20 protein-coding genes and 1 pseudogene are annotated in these 17,950 nt (G+C 55.5%); 18 read left to right on the top strand and 3 right to left on the bottom strand.

Going from position 1 to position 17,950, the window contains the following annotated elements; translation table 11 throughout:
• Nucleotides 1-4: 4 nt before the first annotated feature.
• Nucleotides 5-457, top strand: a complete 453-nt coding sequence (locus tag E8D52_03080; protein TKB70047.1) for a hypothetical protein — start codon at nucleotides 5-7, stop codon at nucleotides 455-457.
• 149 nt (nucleotides 458-606) lie between these two features.
• Here E8D52_03080 and E8D52_03075 read toward each other — a convergent pair whose 3' ends face one another.
• Nucleotides 607-2,232, bottom strand: coding sequence for a M28 family peptidase (locus tag E8D52_03075; GenBank protein ID TKB70046.1), 1,626 nt, complete (start codon nucleotides 2,230-2,232; stop codon nucleotides 607-609).
• A gap of 115 nt (nucleotides 2,233-2,347) precedes the next feature.
• Here E8D52_03075 and E8D52_03070 point away from each other — a divergent pair, with 115 nt between their 5' ends.
• From E8D52_03070 to uvrB, 4 genes are all read left to right on the top strand, one after another.
• Complete coding sequence (locus E8D52_03070; protein TKB70045.1) at nucleotides 2,348-2,602, top strand: hypothetical protein; 255 nt, start codon at nucleotides 2,348-2,350, stop codon at nucleotides 2,600-2,602.
• A 44-nt stretch (nucleotides 2,603-2,646) separates the two neighbouring features.
• Nucleotides 2,647-3,408: a hypothetical protein gene (locus tag E8D52_03065; protein TKB70044.1), complete on the top strand. Its 762-nt coding sequence runs from the start codon at nucleotides 2,647-2,649 to the stop codon at nucleotides 3,406-3,408.
• A gap of 263 nt (nucleotides 3,409-3,671) precedes the next feature.
• Nucleotides 3,672-3,974, top strand: coding sequence for an RNA-binding protein (locus E8D52_03060; GenBank protein ID TKB70043.1), 303 nt, complete (start codon nucleotides 3,672-3,674; stop codon nucleotides 3,972-3,974).
• Between the two features lie 131 nt (nucleotides 3,975-4,105).
• The gene (uvrB, locus tag E8D52_03055) at nucleotides 4,106-6,103 is read left to right on the top strand and encodes an excinuclease ABC subunit UvrB (protein TKB70042.1); all 1,998 of its coding nucleotides are present in this window, start codon (nucleotides 4,106-4,108) and stop codon (nucleotides 6,101-6,103) included.
• 163 nt (nucleotides 6,104-6,266) lie between these two features.
• On the opposite strand, the gene E8D52_03050 is transcribed toward uvrB, so the two are convergent.
• Nucleotides 6,267-6,527, bottom strand: coding sequence for a DUF4321 domain-containing protein (locus tag E8D52_03050; GenBank protein TKB70041.1), 261 nt, complete (start codon nucleotides 6,525-6,527; stop codon nucleotides 6,267-6,269).
• A 231-nt stretch (nucleotides 6,528-6,758) separates the two neighbouring features.
• On the opposite strand from E8D52_03050, the gene E8D52_03045 reads away from it, so the two are divergent.
• The 11 genes from E8D52_03045 to E8D52_02995 all read left to right on the top strand — a co-directional run bounded on the left by E8D52_03045 (nucleotide 6,759) and on the right by E8D52_02995 (nucleotide 15,570).
• Nucleotides 6,759-8,105, top strand: a complete 1,347-nt coding sequence (locus E8D52_03045; protein ID TKB70040.1) for a signal recognition particle protein — start codon at nucleotides 6,759-6,761, stop codon at nucleotides 8,103-8,105.
• A 108-nt stretch (nucleotides 8,106-8,213) separates the two neighbouring features.
• Nucleotides 8,214-8,507 carry a 30S ribosomal protein S16 gene (gene rpsP / locus E8D52_03040; protein TKB70039.1) on the top strand — a complete coding sequence of 98 codons (294 nt, stop codon included), beginning with the start codon at nucleotides 8,214-8,216 and terminating at the stop codon, nucleotides 8,505-8,507.
• 7 nt (nucleotides 8,508-8,514) lie between these two features.
• Nucleotides 8,515-9,033, top strand: a complete 519-nt coding sequence (gene rimM, locus E8D52_03035) for a 16S rRNA processing protein RimM (protein ID TKB70038.1) — start codon at nucleotides 8,515-8,517, stop codon at nucleotides 9,031-9,033.
• A 4-nt stretch (nucleotides 9,034-9,037) separates the two neighbouring features.
• On the top strand, nucleotides 9,038-9,823 hold the full coding sequence (gene trmD, locus E8D52_03030; protein TKB70364.1) for a tRNA (guanosine(37)-N1)-methyltransferase TrmD: 786 nt from the start codon (nucleotides 9,038-9,040) through the stop codon (nucleotides 9,821-9,823).
• A gap of 4 nt (nucleotides 9,824-9,827) precedes the next feature.
• Nucleotides 9,828-10,235 carry a 50S ribosomal protein L19 gene (locus tag E8D52_03025; protein TKB70037.1) on the top strand — a complete coding sequence of 136 codons (408 nt, stop codon included), beginning with the start codon at nucleotides 9,828-9,830 and terminating at the stop codon, nucleotides 10,233-10,235.
• A 70-nt stretch (nucleotides 10,236-10,305) separates the two neighbouring features.
• Nucleotides 10,306-10,965, top strand: coding sequence for a ribonuclease HII (locus tag E8D52_03020; GenBank protein TKB70036.1), 660 nt, complete (start codon nucleotides 10,306-10,308; stop codon nucleotides 10,963-10,965).
• Between the two features lie 4 nt (nucleotides 10,966-10,969).
• Nucleotides 10,970-11,350, top strand: a complete 381-nt coding sequence (locus E8D52_03015; GenBank protein TKB70035.1) for a YraN family protein — start codon at nucleotides 10,970-10,972, stop codon at nucleotides 11,348-11,350.
• A 39-nt stretch (nucleotides 11,351-11,389) separates the two neighbouring features.
• Complete coding sequence (gene ftsE / locus E8D52_03010) at nucleotides 11,390-12,070, top strand: cell division ATP-binding protein FtsE (GenBank protein ID TKB70363.1); 681 nt, start codon at nucleotides 11,390-11,392, stop codon at nucleotides 12,068-12,070.
• The gene (locus E8D52_03005; protein ID TKB70034.1) at nucleotides 12,067-12,966 is read left to right on the top strand and encodes an ABC transporter permease; all 900 of its coding nucleotides are present in this window, start codon (nucleotides 12,067-12,069) and stop codon (nucleotides 12,964-12,966) included. The genes ftsE and E8D52_03005 overlap by 4 nt, the downstream gene beginning before the upstream one ends.
• Nucleotides 12,963-14,147, top strand: a complete 1,185-nt coding sequence (locus E8D52_03000) for a hypothetical protein (GenBank protein ID TKB70033.1) — start codon at nucleotides 12,963-12,965, stop codon at nucleotides 14,145-14,147. Before E8D52_03005 ends, E8D52_03000 begins: the two co-directional genes overlap by 4 nt.
• 67 nt (nucleotides 14,148-14,214) lie before the next feature.
• Nucleotides 14,215-15,570, top strand: a complete 1,356-nt coding sequence (locus E8D52_02995; protein TKB70032.1) for a S41 family peptidase — start codon at nucleotides 14,215-14,217, stop codon at nucleotides 15,568-15,570.
• Here the strand turns inward: E8D52_02995 and E8D52_02990 are convergent.
• Nucleotides 15,567-16,037 carry a histidinol-phosphatase gene (locus E8D52_02990; protein ID TKB70031.1) on the bottom strand — a complete coding sequence of 157 codons (471 nt, stop codon included), beginning with the start codon at nucleotides 16,035-16,037 and terminating at the stop codon, nucleotides 15,567-15,569. The genes E8D52_02995 and E8D52_02990 overlap by 4 nt on opposite strands.
• 110 nt (nucleotides 16,038-16,147) lie before the next feature.
• On the opposite strand from E8D52_02990, the pseudogene thiS reads away from it, so the two are divergent.
• Together thiS and thiE are read left to right on the top strand one after the other, a co-directional pair.
• Nucleotides 16,148-17,137, top strand: a pseudogene (gene thiS, locus E8D52_02985) (sulfur carrier protein ThiS).
• 150 nt (nucleotides 17,138-17,287) lie between these two features.
• A complete protein-coding gene (thiE, locus tag E8D52_02980; GenBank protein ID TKB70030.1) occupies nucleotides 17,288-17,914 on the top strand; it encodes a thiamine phosphate synthase in 627 nt (208 codons plus the stop codon).
• The last annotated feature ends 36 nt before the right edge of the window (nucleotides 17,915-17,950 follow it).

Genomic DNA, 17,950 nt, shown 5'->3' with positions numbered 1-17,950 from the left:
TGTCATGAACATTAATGCTCCTCTCATCCAACAAGTAGGCAACCGCATGCGATGTGTGAGGGTCATAGGTGGGTTGCTGGGTGTGCTGGCGGTTGTGGCGCCCTACGCTGATCGGGCCGTCCTCGCGCAGAGTGCCGCAGGCGCATCGAGCGTCCGATCGTTTAGTGGAGGAGTCTCTCCGCTGTTTAAGTTCGGCGGCGGCAGTCTGTACATCGATAATCAGGGAACCCAAGGGTTTCTCTACACACCAGCCCCGAACTTTCAGTCCTTTAACTTTCGCAATCCGACGACTGGTCAGGCGTGGAGTGGCGCGATGATGACCTTCGGACCACAGCTATCCATTGGGCTGATCCAAGGTGCGAATCAGGCAGGTAGCCCCACTGTTCTTCCAGGGCCGCCACGCGAAACCGCTCCGTTGCCTCCGATCGAGTCTGGGTTACTTGACGAGATACCGTAGGTACGCGAGCTGGTTGCCTCTGCGTTGTGGTATTTCCTGCAGCATCATCAATCGTCAATTGCAATGGGCGGATTGACCGATGTTTCTGAATCTATCTTCTTTGCCCTTGACGATCGCTGCAGGTCGTTTGTGAAACGAGGTGCCGCCGTTCATGGCTCGTAGGCCAGCTGCCAGGTCATGGCCAGTACGTACCGAGCGGTGGCTGTTAACACTCCTGACTCGATGGTCTCGGCGGTATCCGTTGGTTGGTGAAAGTGTGGATGCACCCCACCACTCACCACCGTGACGGTCGGCACGCCAGCTTCTTTGAACGGCACATGGTCACCGCCGGGGAAGAATCCATAGAGATCCAGTGTGTCGTGAATGCCCGCAGCTTTCCCTGCTGCGAGAGGGACGTCCTTCTCTAACCCTGTCACGCCGACAGTGAGTCGTCCATTGCCGACGCCCGCATGATCGATGTTGATCATGGCCTTCGTGGTGTTAAGTGGAATGATCGGCTGAGAGGTATAGAGGCGTGAGCCGAGTAGGTCGCGCTCCTCACCACTAAATGAGATGAAGAGGATTGTTTGGGAGGGACGTACGTCCATCTTCATGAGCGTTCGCGCTACCTCCAAGATGACTGCCGTTCCGGAGGCATTGTCATCCGCGCCGGGGAACAGCATCCCTCCCGGGCGACCGAAGTGATCGCGATGGGCTCCAACAATGACGGTTTCGGTTCCGGTTCCAGGGATCATCCCCAGCACATTGACCAGGAGGCCGTTCTCTGTGGCAGTCTCCCAATGAAGCGAGGCCACTCGGTCTGTGCGTGTGGCCTGTGATGAGGCTGCCTGGTTCAGCCGTTCCTGAAGCGTGCGAAGGTGATTGGGAGCGGCTCCGTTCAATTCGGTGAGCAGGTCTTGGGCGAGTGCCGTGCTGACCCAGGCGCCGGGAATGGCTTGATCAGGTGGCAACTGTCCGTAAAAGGCGCTGGGGTTACCAGTCACGCCTCGGCGGATCTCATAGGGGTGGAGTAGAGGACCGGTCGTCGTCAGATAGCCGACTGCTCCATGTTCCCGGGCAAGCCGAACTTTGTCGGCGTGGGTGACGGGACGTGGATAATGCTCTGGCTTGCCCCGTAGGAAGAGCACGATGCAATTGTTCACGTCGACTCCGGCATAGTCATCGATGCCGTGCGCCGAATCGACAATGCCATATCCGACGAATACGATTTGGGCTTGGATGTCAGCCGATGGCGCATCAAAGATCGGGAGATAGTCTGAGCCAAGGTTCCTGGTGGCCAGCTGATCGGCGGTACCGACTCGCAACGCCGGATCGGGCGCCATGCGGTGAGTAGGTATTATGGCTGTCATCGCACCTGATGAGGTGTTGCCCTTTCCGCCTGGGAAAGAGAGTGTGGGTGAGCTATTGCGAATGAGCGGCAGCCTCAGGCCTGCCGAGCGAAATTCTTGCGCCACCCACTGTGCCGACCGCAGGTCGTCAGCCGTGCCACTTTGCCTTCCATTGAATGCTGGTCCGCTGAGGGTTTGGATATCGGCGAGCATCCGATCTGCCGAGAGCGATTCGATGGCAGCCTCAAGAGTCGACATCGATACTTGAGCCAGACTGGACGGAGGCTGCACTCCGAGCGCCAGCACGGTGCAGACCAGAACCCACGCGTGCCAGGCATGCGTGAAAGGACAGACACGTTTTGATGGCGAGCGTCTGATCATAATCAGGCCGTTGCGTTTATGTGGCCGATCATAGCACAGTGGGTAACGCCGCTTGCAGAGCTGCATTGAGCCCAGGTAGTATTCGCTGCATCAGCGAGTACGATCGATTCAGTGCTTTGTATCTGAATAGACACGAACGAGCTGGGATAGCGTGAACGTTTCAATCAGTGATGGAGTGGACATGGCAGGTGGTGAATCAGGGAAAGGCTTGTACGATCATTTGTACCGGCGATTTTTCGAGCAACGTGACAGCCATGACGGCTATTCGTTTCAGGAGGCTCCTGGCGGTAGCGCTCCGACTCCGACGGTGAGCTTCAGTCAGAAACTGCGGTGGTGGATCTGGACTCGAGGTCAACGGAGGAAGAAGATACTGGCCGAGCGGGACCGGCTGCAGCGTGAGATTCTCCAAATCAAGAACACGGGAAAATCGAAGTAGTGCGGATGCTGTCGGTGTGTGAGCCAACTCGACCGGGTGTCGTTATGAAACGAACTTCCAGGACAATCTGTGTTTCCCTTGTCACGGGCCTTAGTCTGATGCTGGGCTCTCTCTCGGCGTACGCAATTCAGAATGAAACACACGAGGAAAAAACTGCCAATCTGAGGAAGCAGGCGGTGGGGGGGCTTTTCCAAAAATGGACGTTCGACCAGGATGTCCCTAACGCTCAGCCCATCAGCTTCGTCAAGGTGGTTTCCACTGACGAACCGCTTGCGGAGTGGGTGGTCCAGGCTCATGCGACGGCACCTTCTCCGCCGCAAGTGGTCGCTGGCTCCTCAACCTGTACCCAGAATTGTTACCAGCTTCTGTTGGCCGAGGGAATGCAGTATGAATATCCTGACCTGAGTGTTCGACTTCATATGCCGGAAGGGGCCGTTGGATCAGGGGGGGTTGTCTTGGGGGTGCGTGATGCAAGGAATTTTTATACGGCAATCGTCGACCCTCTCGCTCGACAAGCCCGATTTGTTCGGCTCTCTGGCGGACTGGCAACGGTTCTCGGCCAGGCACCGGTCACTCTGAAACCGGTTGAGTGGCATTCACTCAGGGTGCAGCGGAATACCATTATCAGCAAGGATTTTATCGAAATGTTTGTGGATGGAACGCTCGTCCTGTCTGTTGAAGACCAAACATTGGGGTTGGGGCAGGTTGGGTTAGTCGTTGCTGGAACATCGACGATGTGGTTTGATAGCTTTCATGCCGTTCCTCTCTTCTCCCACCGACCGTTTTCCTCGCCGCCAGCCTATTAATCTGGGTTCACCAGCGAGCCGGTTTGGCCTCAACCTTGCCTTTTCTTATTTGCCTGGAGTAGCATGAGCGAATCGGTGTGCTAAAGGCCTGGCAATACCGGCGCGGAAAGTGACAAGGCCTGAATAGATGTTGTATTGGGCCAGTCCGGGAATCTGATCGGAAGCCAGAGCTAAGTCGCCGCTGTGTTGACGCCTTCGGCCCATTCCTTCCTCGTTGCTTTCTCGAGTCCAAGACAACATTATTGTGTCAAAGGAGGAGTCTGATGGGTGCGAAGATTTATGTCGGTGGGTTACCCTATTCAACAACCGAGCAACAGCTAAGCGATCTGTTTGCAGCGCATGGGGCGGTTGCCTCGGCGCGGATTATTACGGATAAGTTCACTGGGCAGTCTCGTGGGTTTGGGTTTGTCGAAATGTCGTCTGATGCTGAAGCACAAGCGGCGGTTGCCGCATTGAACGGCACACCCCTTGGTGGCCGGACGTTAACGGTGAACGAAGCGCGTCCTCAGGAGCCCCGTTCAGGTGGAGGTGGTGGGCGTGGAGGATTCGGAGGCGGCCGCGGTTAACGGTAGATTTGTTCTGCTGCGAGTAAGGGCTGCCGGAACTTCCGGCAGCCCTTTTTACTTTCGAGATTGGGACGTCCCTAGTCATTGGTGTGTATCCGGATGTCCGTTCACATGGCTTCACCGGGGGGATCGTGCCGCCTTTTAAGCTAGAGGCTCCCTTTCAAGCCTGCGGGGATCAGCCTCAAGCCATCGCCAAGTTGACGGCTGGAGTGCAGTCCGGGAAAAGACACCATGTCTTACTCGGAGTGACGGGGTCCGGCAAGACCTTCACGATGGCCAATCTCATCGAGCGTGTTCAGAAGCCGACGCTTGTGCTGGTCCACAACAAGACGTTGGCCGGTCAACTCTATCAGGAGTTTAAACAGTTTTTCCCTCAGAATGCCGTCGAGTACTTCGTGAGCTATTACGACTATTATCAACCGGAAGCGTATATCCCGCAGAGCGACACGTATATTGCGAAGGATGCCTCCATCAATGATGCGATTGATCAGATGCGCCACTCCGCCACGACCGAACTATTACAACGAAATGATGTGCTGATCGTGTCCTCGGTGTCCTGTATCTATGGGCTTGGGTCGCCGGAGGTCTACCATGACATGCTGATTTATTTGGAGGAAGGCGTCGAGACGAGGCGAGAAAAGATCTTATCGAAACTGGTGGAGATTCAATACGAGCGCAATGATGCGGATTTTCATCGAGGGACGTTCCGGGCGCGGGGGGACGTGATCGAGATTTTTCCTGCTTCGTCTGAGGCGAAGTCGGTGCGTATCGAGCTGTTCGGCGACGTTGTGGACGCGATTCATGAAATCGATCCGCTCACGGGGAAATCGCTGGGTAAGCTCCCCAAGATCGCGATCTATCCGAATACCCATTACCTCATTGCCCCCGATCGCTATGAGCGAGCCATTACCGGCATTGAGGAAGAACTCGACGAACGCGTGATGTATTTCAGGAAGGCGGGACGCCTGCTGGAGGCCCAGCGCATCGAGCAGCGTACGAAGTTCGACCTGGAGATGATTCGAGCCATGGGCTATTGCCATGGGATCGAGAATTACTCACGCCATCTCAGCGGGCGAAAGTCGGGTGATCCGCCTCCCACGTTGTTGGATTATTTTCCGAAGGATTTCCTGTTGATCGTCGATGAGTCCCACGCGATGGTTCCACAAGTCGGTGGGATGTATGAGGGAGATTACTCTAGGAAACGGACGTTGGTGGAGTATGGATTTCGACTGCCGTCGGCGGTGGATAACCGCCCGTTGAAGTTTTCCGAGTTCGAGGGCTGTCTCAATCAGGTGGTGTATGTGTCCGCAACACCAGGGACCTATGAACTAGAGCATGCCGGCCCCGATGTGGTTGAGCAGATCGTTCGTCCGACCGGTTTGATGGATCCGCGCATCGAGATCGTGCCAGCCAAGGGCCAGGTGGACCATCTCCTCGGCCAAGTCCGTGCGGAGGTTGCGAAGGGCGCCAGGGTGCTCGTGACGACCTTGACGAAGCGGATGGCGGAAGATTTGACTGAGTATTACCATGACTTGGGGGTCAAAGTTCGCTATTTGCATTCTGATATTAAGACACTTGAACGCGCCGAGATCATCCGCGACCTCCGGTGCGGGACGTTTGACGTGCTGGTAGGGATCAATCTTCTACGCGAAGGGCTTGATCTTCCCGAAGTGAGCCTGGTCGCGATTCTTGATGCCGATAAAGAAGGGTACCTGCGTTCGTACCGCTCATTAATTCAAACAGCGGGGAGAGCCGCACGCCACCTCGAAGGACGGGTGATTTTTTACGGAGATGTGGTGACGAACTCGATGAAACAGGCGATCGAGGAAACGAACCGACGTCGTGAGATTCAAGCCGAGTACAACCGAGTGCACGGCATTACCCCGGTCGGTATTACGAAAAGTATTCCTTCCCTTGAGTATGCGGTGGCCGACATGGACTATGTTCGGTTGGACCTCGCAGCGGAATCACTCGAACCGTATGGAGGTTCGGAATCAACGGATCAGCGTATCAAACGTCTGGAGTCAGAGATGAAAGCTGCCGCCAAAGAGCTGGCCTTTGAGCGCGCCGCAGAACTGCGCAATCAGATTCGGTCGCTCCGACTGCAAGCGTTGAACGCGAAGTCTTAGAAAGAGGCACAAGCGGACATTCATCTACAGAAGCATTCGGAAGTTCGTCGAAAAGCTTGTGTGTTCACGTGCTTGCTCTGGCGCGCCTAGACTCGCGCTGTACCGAGCAGAGCCTTCGTGAGGTTCACCAGACGAGAACGAAATCGATGGGCTGTTTCGGCTGCTAGACGTGTTTGTAGAGGTAGATGCCGATGAACATGCCAAGGATGCTCAGGATGTTGACTTTAATATTGAATCCTAAGACTAGTTTGATCAGGACAAGGTCAATGGTGAGCGGGGGGCTGATCCCAGGATTAAAGTTCGTCGCAAAAATGTTTTGGATGGTGCCTTGAGGTGCCATAACGTGGAGGATCTCCCCAAGTATTCCACCAAGGAGTCCCCCAATCAGCAGGAAGATGATCAAAACCCAGGGCGACTTTCTCACGCGGCTACTCTTCTTTCCTTATGAGTTTCCGTACGTCTGCTATTCGGTGGCTGAGGGGCACCATATCCGAAGGTTTTCGGCATGTCAATAAAACTACTGACTTGGGGATGACCTTGACTTGCCCTGCCTGGTCCGATACACTCCCCGATGCTCTTTTCCCAGGATTTTCGAGGCGATCGGATGTCTGGTGCAAGGCTTCGATGGCCTCTTTCTTTGTGGTGATATGGCGTCATGCTTGATGCGTTGAGCGATAAGTTTGAGAGAATTCTGAAGAAGCTCCGAGGGCAGGGTGTGCTCACGGAGCAGAACATCACGGAAGCGCTGAAAGATGTGCGGTTTGCGCTTCTTGAAGCAGACGTCAACTTCAAAATCGTCAAAGAATTCATCGACCGGGTCCGTCAAAAGGCTGTTGGCCAGGAAGTCTTGCAGAGTCTGACTCCCGGACATCAGGTCGTCAAAGTCGTCTGGGATGAACTCAGGGCGATGATGGGGCATGAGCGGGCGGGACTTGCCCTGAGCTCGATGCCTCCGACCATCCTGATGATGGTTGGATTGCAAGGAGCCGGAAAGACGACGGCCAGTGGCAAGCTTGCGCGTCTGTTCAAAAATCAAGGTAAGCGAGTGCTCCTGGTTGCAGCCGACCCGCGTCGCCCTGCGGCTGGTGAGCAACTGAGTGCTCTTGGTCGGGATCTCGGAGTGGAGGTGCACCGCGCGGATCACATTCAGGCTTCTCAGATGGATGTGGTGCGGATCTGCTGTGCGGGGGTCGAGCGGGGGCGCGATCAGGGTTTTGATCTGATCATCTTGGATACCGGCGGTCGGCTGCATATCGACAACGAGCTCATGGACGAACTGGTTGCCGTGAAAACAGCGGTGTCCCCTCATGAGGTGTTGTTGGTTGCCGACGCGATGACGGGGCAAGATGCCGTGACCATGGCCGGCCAGTTTGATCAGAAGGTTGGGGTAACCGGTGTTATTTTGACCAAGGTTGAAGGGGATGCGCGCGGAGGGGCGGTCTTGTCGATTCGGGCCGCCACCGGCAAGCCCATCAAGTTTCTTGGTGTCGGGGAGAAGCTGGATGCACTGGAGCCGTTTCATCCGGACCGAATGGCTTCCCGTATTCTTGGGATGGGCGACGTGCTCTCGCTCATTGAGAAAGCCCAAGAAAGCATCACTCGTGAGCAGGCGGAGGAAGCGCAGAAGCGGCTCACCAGCAATACCTTCACCCTGGAAGATTTTCGAGCTCAGCTTGGCCAGATGAGCCGCATGGGTTCGTTTGAGCAGATTCTTGACATGCTCCCGGGTGGGCAAAAGCTCAAACACGCGATGGAAGACCACAAGCCGGAGCGAGAGATCGGCCGTGTGGTCGCCGTGATCGATTCGATGACCCCGCGGGAGCGCCGCGATCATACGATTATCAATGGAAGTCGGAAGAAGCGGATCGCTCGTGGCAGCGGCACGACGGTGCAGGATGTGAATCGTCTGATCAAGCAGTTTTTGTCCGCGAAGAAGCTGGCAAAGGTGATGACTGGTGCAGGAGGGCGTCGACAGCTTGCCCAACTCATGCGCTCGATGTGAGGGAACGCAGTCGGCTGTCAGTGAATGGCTTTCAGCTATGGGCTGCAAGCAATGTTTGGAATGAAGAAGCTGACAGCTGTCGGCTCACTTAATCTTAAGGAGGACTTTGTGGCTGTACATTTGAGACTGGCTCGAACGGGAAGGCATAAACGACCGATGTATCGGGTGGTAGCCGCTGATTCACGGAAAGCACGTGACGGCCGGTTCTTGGAGATCCTTGGAATTTTTGACCCGTTGAAAGAAGCCGGCCTGCCGGAATTGAAGCAGGAACGTGTTCTGTCCTGGTTGCGGCACGGCGCGCAACCTACGGTGACCGTGCGGACGTTGCTGCGTCGGGCAGGAGTCTGGAAGCAGTTTGAGGCTGAAAAAGCCGCGCAGAAAAAAGCCTCTGCAAAGGCCTAATCTCGCGATGGTGAGTCAGCTGGACACCGTGACGGTGGGACTGATCGAGCGGCCATTTGGCGTCAGGGGAGAGGTGAAGGTTCGACCACTGTCCGATGTCCCGGGTCGATTTGAAGGGCTGAGGAGTGTAAGTCTCCTCGCAAAGAACGGGCAGACGCTGGAGACCAGCGTCACCCATGTGAGGCGGGCTGGGACTAGATTTATTCTTGGATTGAGCGGTGTAACCACGCCGGAGGCCGCGAGTCTCTGGCGGGGTGGATTCATCCGAACGGTTCGGGGAATTGTGCCGGAGCTGCCGGATGGGCAATACTATGAGTGTGATCTCATCGGTCTTGCTGTTTATACTGAGGAGAGTCAGTTGATCGGTGTGCTGGAAGAGATCTTGGATGTGCCGGGGAATCTGGTGTTTGTTGTTCGCCAAGGGGCCAAAGAGACCTTGATCCCTGCCGCGAAAGAATTGGTGCGCGCCGTCGACGTGGCAGCTGGCACAATGACCGTCCGGCTGATCGACGGATTGGGTGAGTAGCATGTTGCGGTTCGATGTGCTGACATTGTTCCCAGGCATGTTCGCTCCGGTCTTGACTCACAGCATGCTCAAGCGAGGGCAAGACAAGGGGCTGCTTACCGTGAAGGTGCATAATTTGCGAGACTTTACAGCGGATCGCCACAAAGTGGTCGATGATATGCCGTATGGAGGGGGGGCCGGCATGGTCATGAAGGCCGAGCCGATTCTTCTTGCCGTTGCCGCGATCCGAGATGAAGCGCAGGCAAGCGGTGAAGACATTCGGATGATGTTTCCATCTCCTCATGGGCGGCCGTTTACGCAAGACTATGCGCAGCAGTTGGCGGGTGAGCGCCGCCGAATCGTCATCCTGTGCGGGCATTATGAGGGAGTGGATGAGCGTGTCCGTATGACTGTCGCTCCGGAGGAAGTTTCACTCGGAGATTATGTGTTGACCGGTGGTGAGTTGCCGGCGCTCGTTTTGATCGATGCAGCGGCCAGACTTGTCCCTGGCGTCTTGGGCGATCCCACTTCTGTCTTGGAAGAGTCGTTTTCTGACTCGTTGCTGGAGTATCCGCAGTATACAAGGCCCGCAGAGATTGGAGGAGTCGGCGTGCCCGACGTCTTGCTCTCGGGCCATCATGAGGCCATTCGGTTGTGGCGTCGGAAAGAAGCATTGCGCAGCACGTATCTGCGTCGCCCCGATCTTCTGCAAGGTCGGGTGTTCACGAGGGAAGATCAACAGTTGTTGGATGAATTGATGAGCGAGGGCCTTTTGACGGCCACGACATCACGGTGGGAGGAGGAGGGTTAAGTCCATGAATCAGTTGGAGCGAATTCAGCGGTCCTTGACGAAGAAATCAGCGCCACACTTTGAGATCGGGGATACCGTCAAGGTCCACGTCAAAGTCATCGAAGGCGAAAAAGAGCGTATCCAGGTCTATGAAGGAACTGTGATCGCGCGCAAGGGAAGTTTGAATACCGAAACGTTTACGGTCAGAAAAATTTCATACGGAGTGGGGGTCGAACGGATTTTTCCGGTCCATTCTCCGATTGTCTCCAAGGTTGATGTGGTTCGGCAGGGGCGCGTTCGACGCGCGAAGCTGTACTATCTGCGCGGCAAAAAGGGCAAGTTTGCGAAGGTCGAGGAGCGGGAGTTTGTCGGAGGGAGCAAATCCTCGGCAGAACCTCCGGCTGCCAAAGCAGAGACCGTAACGGCCTCCTAGCCTTTTTCGGAGCACATGTTCCCTCACGGCAGGGACGATCGCATGAGTCGGTGAAGGGACGTCTGATCTGATGGGACCCACCGAAGAGTTCGAGCGGGCGGCCCGGCTGTGTGGGTATCGTCGTATTGCTGGCATTGATGAAGCCGGACGGGGCCCGTTAGCCGGTCCGGTCGTTGCCGCTGCGGTTGTCTTACCGGTTCGCTGTCGGCTCTCGGGGATCGATGATTCTAAGCAGCTATCCGAAGGGGAGCGAGCCCGATTGTATGCCGCGATTCTTGAGCATGCCGTGGGGATGGGAATCGGATCGGCGGACGTCGATGAGATCGATCGGCTCAATATTCTCGAGGCGACCAAGCTGGCGATGCGGCGAGCCATTGATCAGCTGGCTCCTCCCCCTGATTATCTACTCATTGATGCCGTGACGCTTCCTGGGATCGGAATCCCTGAACGGCCTATCATCAAGGGAGACTCCCTCTCCCTCTCGATTGCGGCAGCCTCCATCATCGCCAAAGTTACAAGGGATCGTCTCATGGCAGAGTACCATGACATGTTTCCCGAATATGATTTTCTCTCGCATAAGGGGTATGGCACGAGAGAACATCTGCAACGATTGGCGTGCCATGGCCCCTGCTCCATCCATCGCCGAACATTCAGGCCGGTGCACGAGGCGATCCTCGCCGCGAAGCGTGAGCCGTCCCGACGAATGTGCGGCACAGTGCTCGAACAGTAACGACATGGTTACTTCAGACCCCCGCCATCAGTTTGGCCAAGCCAGTGAAATGCAGGCCGAACAGTTCTTGGTGGCCAAGGGCTATCGCATTCTTGATCGTAACGTACGGACTAGGCTTGGTGAATTGGACCTCGTCGCGGACGATCATGGTGTCGTGGTCTTCGTTGAAGTGAAGGGCAGGACCACAGACGCCTTCGGCGGGGCTTTGCTGGCTGTGGATCACCGCAAGCGGGTGAAGCTGACGAAACTGGCCGCACAGTATTTAGCCCAACGGCATTGGTCCGATAAGGTCTGCCGATTCGATGTGGTGTTGGTCCAGGGGCGAGCTTCCGACCAAGGGCGGATCGAACATCTCCAGAACGCATTTGATGTGACCGAACACTGAACGTGTTCGCCTTTACTCGAAGGGGTTTCCATGGATGCCATCATTCAACTCATCCATGTGTCGAAATGGCATGCTCGCAGAGCCGCGTTGTCTGATGTCACCGTTGAGATCGAGAAGGGAGAGTTTGTCCTGCTTATGGGCGCGAGCGGGTCTGGGAAGTCGACGCTGTTGCGCATGTTGATCGCGGAGGAGCAGCCGGACGAGGGCCAGATTTTCGTTCACGGCAAGAATGTGACCAAGCTCAGACCATCCGAGATTCCCTATCTTCGACGGAAGGTTGGGGCGGTGTTTCAAGACTTTCGTCTGTTGCCGAAGAAATCCGTCTTCGACAATGTGGCGCTTCCGTTGATTGTCCAAGGGGCCTCCGAGAAAGATATCCGTCGTAAAGTGACAGAGGCATTGCGCGCGGTCGATGTTGATCACAAGAATGATCAGTTACCGAGCAGTCTTTCAACAGGAGAGCAGCAGCGTGTGTGTATCGCCCGGTCGATCGTCAATGGGCCGGTGGTGCTTCTGGCCGATGAACCAACAGGCAATCTTGATCCAGAGCGCACCAGGGAAATTATTGAATTGTTTAAATTGATCAATGCCCGAGGGACGACCGTGGTTGTCGCGACGCACGATCCTCATGTCCTGAAATATGTGAATCGACGGGTGATCACCTTGGTGCAAGGGGTGTTGCTCGCAGAGCGAAGAGTCGGGGAAGAGGTCGGAGGATGAGACGCCTGTTTTATCTCGTGCGCGAAGCGTGGGTGAATATGCGGACCAATCGGACGACGACGATCGTCGCCATTCTGACCACGGCCTTTGCTTTGGCCTGTGTCGGCATCTTTCTGTTGCTCTATATGAATCTCCGGAACGCAGCGGGGTCGCTCCAGGAAGATGTCAAGGTCATGGTCTATTTGGAGGATCGACTGCCGAGCGAACAGGTGCGAGATCTCGAACGAACACTCAAGACCGATCGTATGGTCGATGGGGTGCTCTTTATTTCAAAAGCACAGGCATTGGGAGAATTTCGAGTTCAATTTCCCAGTGAGTCGCACTTACTCGAAGGGCTTGGGGAGAACCCGCTCCCGGCTTCGTTCGTTGTGACACTTGCGCCGAGCTTTCGGTCTCCGGACGCCATGAAAGCGTGGGTAGAACGAGTGCAAACAATGGCAGGTGTCGCAAAGGTCGACTATAATCAAGAATGGAGTAGTCTGTTGGCCGGACTGATCGGATATATCGAGCTGGCGGCGATTGGGGTGGGGATCCTCCTTTCCGCAGCTGCCGTGACGATCATCGGAAATACGACCAGACTCGCACTGTTGGCCAGACAGGAGGAGATCGAAATTCTTCGCTTGATCGGAGCCACACGTACATTCATCCGTATTCCCTATTTTCTCGAAGGAGCCGTACTTGGAGCCTGTGGTAGCGCGCTATCGTTGGGGATTCTCAAGTTCGCGGTTGAACTGTTCCGGCAGCAGATTCAATTGACGGGCCGTTTTAGCGGGATCGAAGGCATGATCTCTTTTTTCCCCCTCTCGGTGTGTCTGGCGCTCGTGCTGGCGGGAATGGGGCTTGGCTTTGCCGGGAGCGTGGTGTCGCTGCTACGTGTTGGAGACGGGCGGGCATGAGAGTCTCCTGTGCCATCCTCCTCTGGTGTCTTGCGGTGGGAGGAGGGGTGGTCTCTGTGGCGGGTGCGGCGAATGATCCGATCTCTGAGAAAATCGAGCGTGAGAGAAAGACGCTTGAGAAGCTGAAGGGCAAGATTGAGGAAAAACGGAAACGCGCCGAGGCCGCAGAGAAAAAACGAGAATCGGTGTTGCAAGGGCTCCAATCCCTGGATGAGCGACTGGTGCATCATCGACAAGATCATCATGAGATCAGCAAGAAACTGCGACAGAAGGATCGGGAGATCGACGAGATTACGGATCGGCTGGGGGCGATGCGAGCCAGTATTGATGCCCGACGTGAGGCCATTCTTGCCCGACTCCGCGTGCAGTATATGGAAGGGCGGTTTGGGCGTGTGAAGGCCCTCTTAACAGCGGACTCGTACAGCGATTTCCAGCGTCGTGGACAATACCTCTCGGTTGTGTCACACAAGGACTACGAGTTATTGGAGACGTTCCGCACCGATATGGACCGGATGGAGCAGGTTGAGCGTCAGCGTGCCGAGGCCAGAGTCGGACTGGTTGCCTTCAAGCAAACCATCGAGAAAAAGCTGGCGGATATCCGAGTGCTTCAGAGAGAGAAGAAAGTCTATCTAGTGAAGATCACGCACGAAAAGGACTCCTATAATCGTACGGTCGACGAACTGGAACGTTCCGCGTCTCGGGTAGATGGCTTGTTGCATGAGTTAGAAACGCGCCGACGTACCATGGCCGTGGCCCCTCCCTTGTCTTCACCATCGGCGCATGGAGTCCGAGGTACACTCCCGTGGCCGGCCGATGGAAAAGTCGTGTCGTTCTTCGGGCGCCAGAAGCATCCGACGTTCAATACCTATGTGCAGCGCAAGGGTATTGAAATTCGAACGGCAGAGGGAAGCCTCATCCATGCCGTCATGACGGGGAGTGTGGTCTATGCAGACTGGTTGAAAGGCTACGGACTCGTTATAATTCTAGATCATGCCAACGGGTTCTTTTCCTTATACGCGCATGCCTCCAAGATTCTGTCTAAATCGGGCGAGCAGGTTGCCGAAGGTCAACCGATCGGGGAGACTGGGGATACGGGCATGATTGGAGAAAATACTTTATACTTCGAGTTGCGGGAAGGAGCCGAGCCAGTGGATCCCCTCCACTGGTTGGCCAAACGATGAGCATGGCCTTCTTGGTGTATTCTGATCGGAGGGTCCGACAACTCAGGAAAGAAGGGATGTGAAGATTATGGAACAGCAGCCTCGGAAGAAGTCTTGGGTGGTCGTGCCGATGATTGCCCTTGCGCTGCTCGGTGGACTTCTCATCGGAAAAGGGTGGGAACGGACCGGACATGCGGGTGAAACCTATGAGGAGCTCAAAACCTTCTCCGAGGTCCTGAACCAAGTTCAGAAACATTATGTCGATGAGACGAAACCGAAGGACCTCATTCAAGGGGCCATCCGTGGCATGCTGTCGACGCTCGATCCACACTCAGCCTACATGACTCCGGAGATGTATAAGGAGATGCAGGTTGAAACCAGGGGAGAATTTGGGGGAGTTGGCATTCAAATCGGTGTGAAGGACAACCGGTTGGCCGTCATCGCACCGATCGAAGGCACGCCGGCCCATCGAGCCGGGATTAAGGCCGGCGACTTTATCACGAAGGTCAATGACGACACGACAAAGGACCTGACCTTGATGGATGCGGTCCAGAAGATGCGAGGACCGAAAGGCAGCAAGGTCAATCTCACGATTCAGCGAGATGGCACACCGGACCCATTGGTCTTCACCCTCGTCCGAGACACCATTAAAATTGAAAGCGTCAAGTCGAAGGTCATCGACAACCTCGGTTATGTTCGGCTCACTCAGTTTCAGGAAGCCACTGGGCGAGATCTCGCCAAGGCGATCAAACAGTTCAAAGAACAGAAGGTCCAAGGAACTATTCTTGACCTACGAAACAATCCTGGCGGGTTGCTGACCGCGGCCGTCGATGTATCCGAACAATTTCTTCCTAGCGGGAAGTTGGTTGTATATACCAAGAGCCGAGAAGGGAAAAAAGACGAATGGTTCGCCAAAGCCAAGGATCAGTTGGAGGATCTACCGGTCATTGTCCTGGTCAATGAAGGATCCGCGAGTGCATCGGAAATTGTTGCCGGAGCGCTGCAAGATTATGGACGAGGTCTTGTTGTTGGGACCACCTCATTCGGAAAAGGATCGGTGCAGACGATCCTCTCGCTAGGTGACGGTTCAGGGCTTCGTCTCACGACCGCAAAGTACTATACGCCAAAGGGCCGGTCCATTCAGTCGACCGGCATTACGCCGGACATCGTCGTGAAGCTTTCAGCGCCGGTGGTGGCTAAAGTGTCTGAGGGGAAACCTGCTGAAAAGGAGGCGGAACCAAAGGTGGTCAAGCCACCAACAGGAAAGGAAACCTCACCTCAGAATGGCAAGTCTCTGGACGAGGGGGGACCGAAGAATGGGACGCCTTCACCGGCATTGCCTGAAGTCGGGGGAGAACCTTCGCTTGAACAGGATGCACAGCTTCAGAAGGCTGTGGAATTGTTGAAAAGTTGGAAGATCTTCAAGGACCTCAAGACGTCCTAAGGTTCTCGCGCATGAATTCGTTCCTGAACGGCCTGGAGTAAGCGCTCTTCGGACCCTGAAAAACTCGGCAGGGTCCGAAGCAGGTGCGAGCGGGTGATCTGGGCGAGGTCGTCGAGCGTCCGTATGCCGAGGCGGAAGTATAAATAGGCCACGAGCGACTCGGAAAGTCCTGGCAGGCTCGCCCAGCTCTTCACCTCCGCCGGGAGCGGCGTTTTCAGCTCTTCGTAGGCACGGATGGTGCCGGTCTCAAGAAACTCTTCTATTTTTTTTGCCAGGTCAGCCCCGATCCCATCAATCTCTTCAAGCCCCTGACGCTCAACCAGCGCCGTCACATCTTCATCGATGGCCAGCAGAGCATCCGCAGCCCGCCGATAGGCCCGCACCCGATAGGGATTGGCGCGTTGGGCCGAAAGGAGATCGGCCATCGATCGGAAGATGGTGGCGAGTTGCTGATTGTTCTCTTTCATGTGTAGGACCGTGGAGTTCTATTGTGCGGTTTCCTTGGTCCTGTAGGCAAGGGGCACTTTGTTGACAAGGTGAATTCTACTCTCATAGGATGACAGGCGTGCAGGAAGCAATCCACATTCATGTCAATGGGCAGGCGCAGACCTGCCGCTGTGATGCGACAGTGGCTGATCTCTTGCGAGACCTGGAAATTAGGACGGAGCGTGTGGCAGTTGAGTTGAATCTCGAAATTCTCGACCGTGGGACATTCGGCCAGCGCCAGCTCAAAGAGGGCGATCGGGTCGAGATTATGAGTTTCATCGGTGGCGGATCATTGTAAGAGGATATTATGACAGACGATCGGCTGATTATTGCGGGGCGTGAGTTCAAGTCGCGCTTGTGGGTTGGGACGGGCAAATACAAAGACTTTGCCGAGACGAAAAAAGCGATTGAGATGTCCGGCGCCGATGTCGTAACGGTTGCGGTGCGTCGGGTCAATATCACCGATCGATCGAAAGAGAACCTGCTTGATTATATTGATCCCAAGAAATACACGATTTTGCCGAATACCGCCGGCTGCTACACGGTGGAGGATGCGGTTCGATACTCCCGTCTGGCGCGCGCGGCCGGCGTTTCTGATGTGGTGAAGTTAGAGGTGCTCGGCGACGAGCGGACCTTGTTCCCAGATACGGCGGGGTTGATTGAAGCCGCGAAGATTCTCGTCAAAGAAGGATTTATCGTCCTGCCCTATACGAATGATGATCCCATCGTCGCTCAGAAGCTCGTCGATGTTGGATGTCCAGCCGTCATGCCGTTGGCGGCACCAATTGGGTCTGGATTGGGTATCCGCAACCCCTATAACTTAAAAATCATCATGGAAATGATCAAGGTACCGATCATCGTCGATGCCGGTGTCGGGACTGCTTCCGATGCTGCGTTTGCAATGGAATTGGGAGCTGATGCCGTACTCATGAACACGGCCATCGCAGGCGCGAAGGATCCGATTGCCATGGCAGAAGCGATGAAGTACGCCGTGTATGCTGGTCGCCTGGCCTATAAAGCAGGTCGCATTCCCAGGAAACTCTATGCGACGGCTAGCAGTCCGATCGAAGGAATGCTCTAGCAGAATGCTGAAAAAGTCCTCCAGCGGTGTTCTCGCATCGCTCAGAGGCTCAACGTACCGAAGCGTACGTCTCGCCTCTTCACTCGCTGCGGCCTTGCTGGACGGCCTTTTTGAGTATCCTGCTAAGACGAGGATCGCAGTCCTTCAGTGATGCCGCCAGTACACTTTCGCCTGCTTCTTGTTACTGATCGACACCTGGTCCGAGGACGTTCCCTCTCCACAGTACTCAGTCAAGCGATCATGGCTGGTGTGCCGGCTATGCAACTTCGAGAACGGGATTTGCCTACTGGTGAGCTGCTCCCGCTGGCACAAGAGATCCACGCGCTGACCGTGCCGCGCTCCGTTCCGTTGATCCTTAACGATCGTGTCGATCTCGTACTGGCGCTGAACTTAGACGGTGTGCATCTTCGTGCCAACAGCCTTCCGGTCTCCGTGGCCCGGCGGCTCATTGGGCCCAATCGATTAATAGGAATTTCCACGCATTCCGTTGAAGATGTTCAACGGGCGAATCATGATGGAGCCGACTACATCATCTTCGGTCCGATTTTTGATACTCCGTCCAAGCGTTCATTCGGTACTCCGCTCGGACTCGATGTTCTTGCCGATGTCTGTCGCAACTCGATGGTCCCCATCTTTGCCATCGGAGGCATCACAAGCGAACGGGTGCGCGATGTGCGTCGAGCCGGGGCTCATGGAGTCGCCGTGATCGGTGCGCTGCTCACTTCTGTCGATATCAGTAGTGCCATACGTGAGTTCAATACAGCCCTGCAGGCATGAGACGTGATCAGGTCACGTTGACCTGTCTTGCGTAGA

The sequence above is a fragment of the Nitrospira sp. genome (genome assembly GCA_005116745.1).
In the GTDB taxonomy this organism is placed as follows: Bacteria; Nitrospirota; Nitrospiria; order Nitrospirales; family Nitrospiraceae; genus Nitrospira_D.
The sequence above is the reverse complement of the archived record's forward strand: the minus strand, read 5'-3'. Positions and strand labels throughout refer to the sequence as shown.

Coding starts and splice junctions, on each gene's coding strand:
- E8D52_03080 (TKB70047.1), top strand. CDS start 5: ATGAACATTAATGCTCCTCTCATCCAACAAGTAGGCAACCGCATGCGA.
- E8D52_03075 (TKB70046.1), bottom strand. CDS start 2,232: ATGCAGCTCTGCAAGCGGCGTTACCCACTGTGCTATGATCGGCCACAT.
- E8D52_03070 (TKB70045.1), top strand. CDS start 2,348: ATGGCAGGTGGTGAATCAGGGAAAGGCTTGTACGATCATTTGTACCGG.
- E8D52_03065 (TKB70044.1), top strand. CDS start 2,647: ATGAAACGAACTTCCAGGACAATCTGTGTTTCCCTTGTCACGGGCCTT.
- E8D52_03060 (TKB70043.1), top strand. CDS start 3,672: ATGGGTGCGAAGATTTATGTCGGTGGGTTACCCTATTCAACAACCGAG.
- E8D52_03045 (TKB70040.1), top strand. CDS start 6,759: ATGCTTGATGCGTTGAGCGATAAGTTTGAGAGAATTCTGAAGAAGCTC.
- rimM (TKB70038.1), top strand. CDS start 8,515: ATGGTGAGTCAGCTGGACACCGTGACGGTGGGACTGATCGAGCGGCCA.
- E8D52_03025 (TKB70037.1), top strand. CDS start 9,828: ATGAATCAGTTGGAGCGAATTCAGCGGTCCTTGACGAAGAAATCAGCG.
- E8D52_03020 (TKB70036.1), top strand. CDS start 10,306: ATGGGACCCACCGAAGAGTTCGAGCGGGCGGCCCGGCTGTGTGGGTAT.
- E8D52_03015 (TKB70035.1), top strand. CDS start 10,970: ATGGTTACTTCAGACCCCCGCCATCAGTTTGGCCAAGCCAGTGAAATG.
- E8D52_03005 (TKB70034.1), top strand. CDS start 12,067: ATGAGACGCCTGTTTTATCTCGTGCGCGAAGCGTGGGTGAATATGCGG.
- E8D52_03000 (TKB70033.1), top strand. CDS start 12,963: ATGAGAGTCTCCTGTGCCATCCTCCTCTGGTGTCTTGCGGTGGGAGGA.
- E8D52_02995 (TKB70032.1), top strand. CDS start 14,215: ATGGAACAGCAGCCTCGGAAGAAGTCTTGGGTGGTCGTGCCGATGATT.
- E8D52_02990 (TKB70031.1), bottom strand. CDS start 16,037: ATGAAAGAGAACAATCAGCAACTCGCCACCATCTTCCGATCGATGGCC.
- thiE (TKB70030.1), top strand. CDS start 17,288: ATGCCGCCAGTACACTTTCGCCTGCTTCTTGTTACTGATCGACACCTG.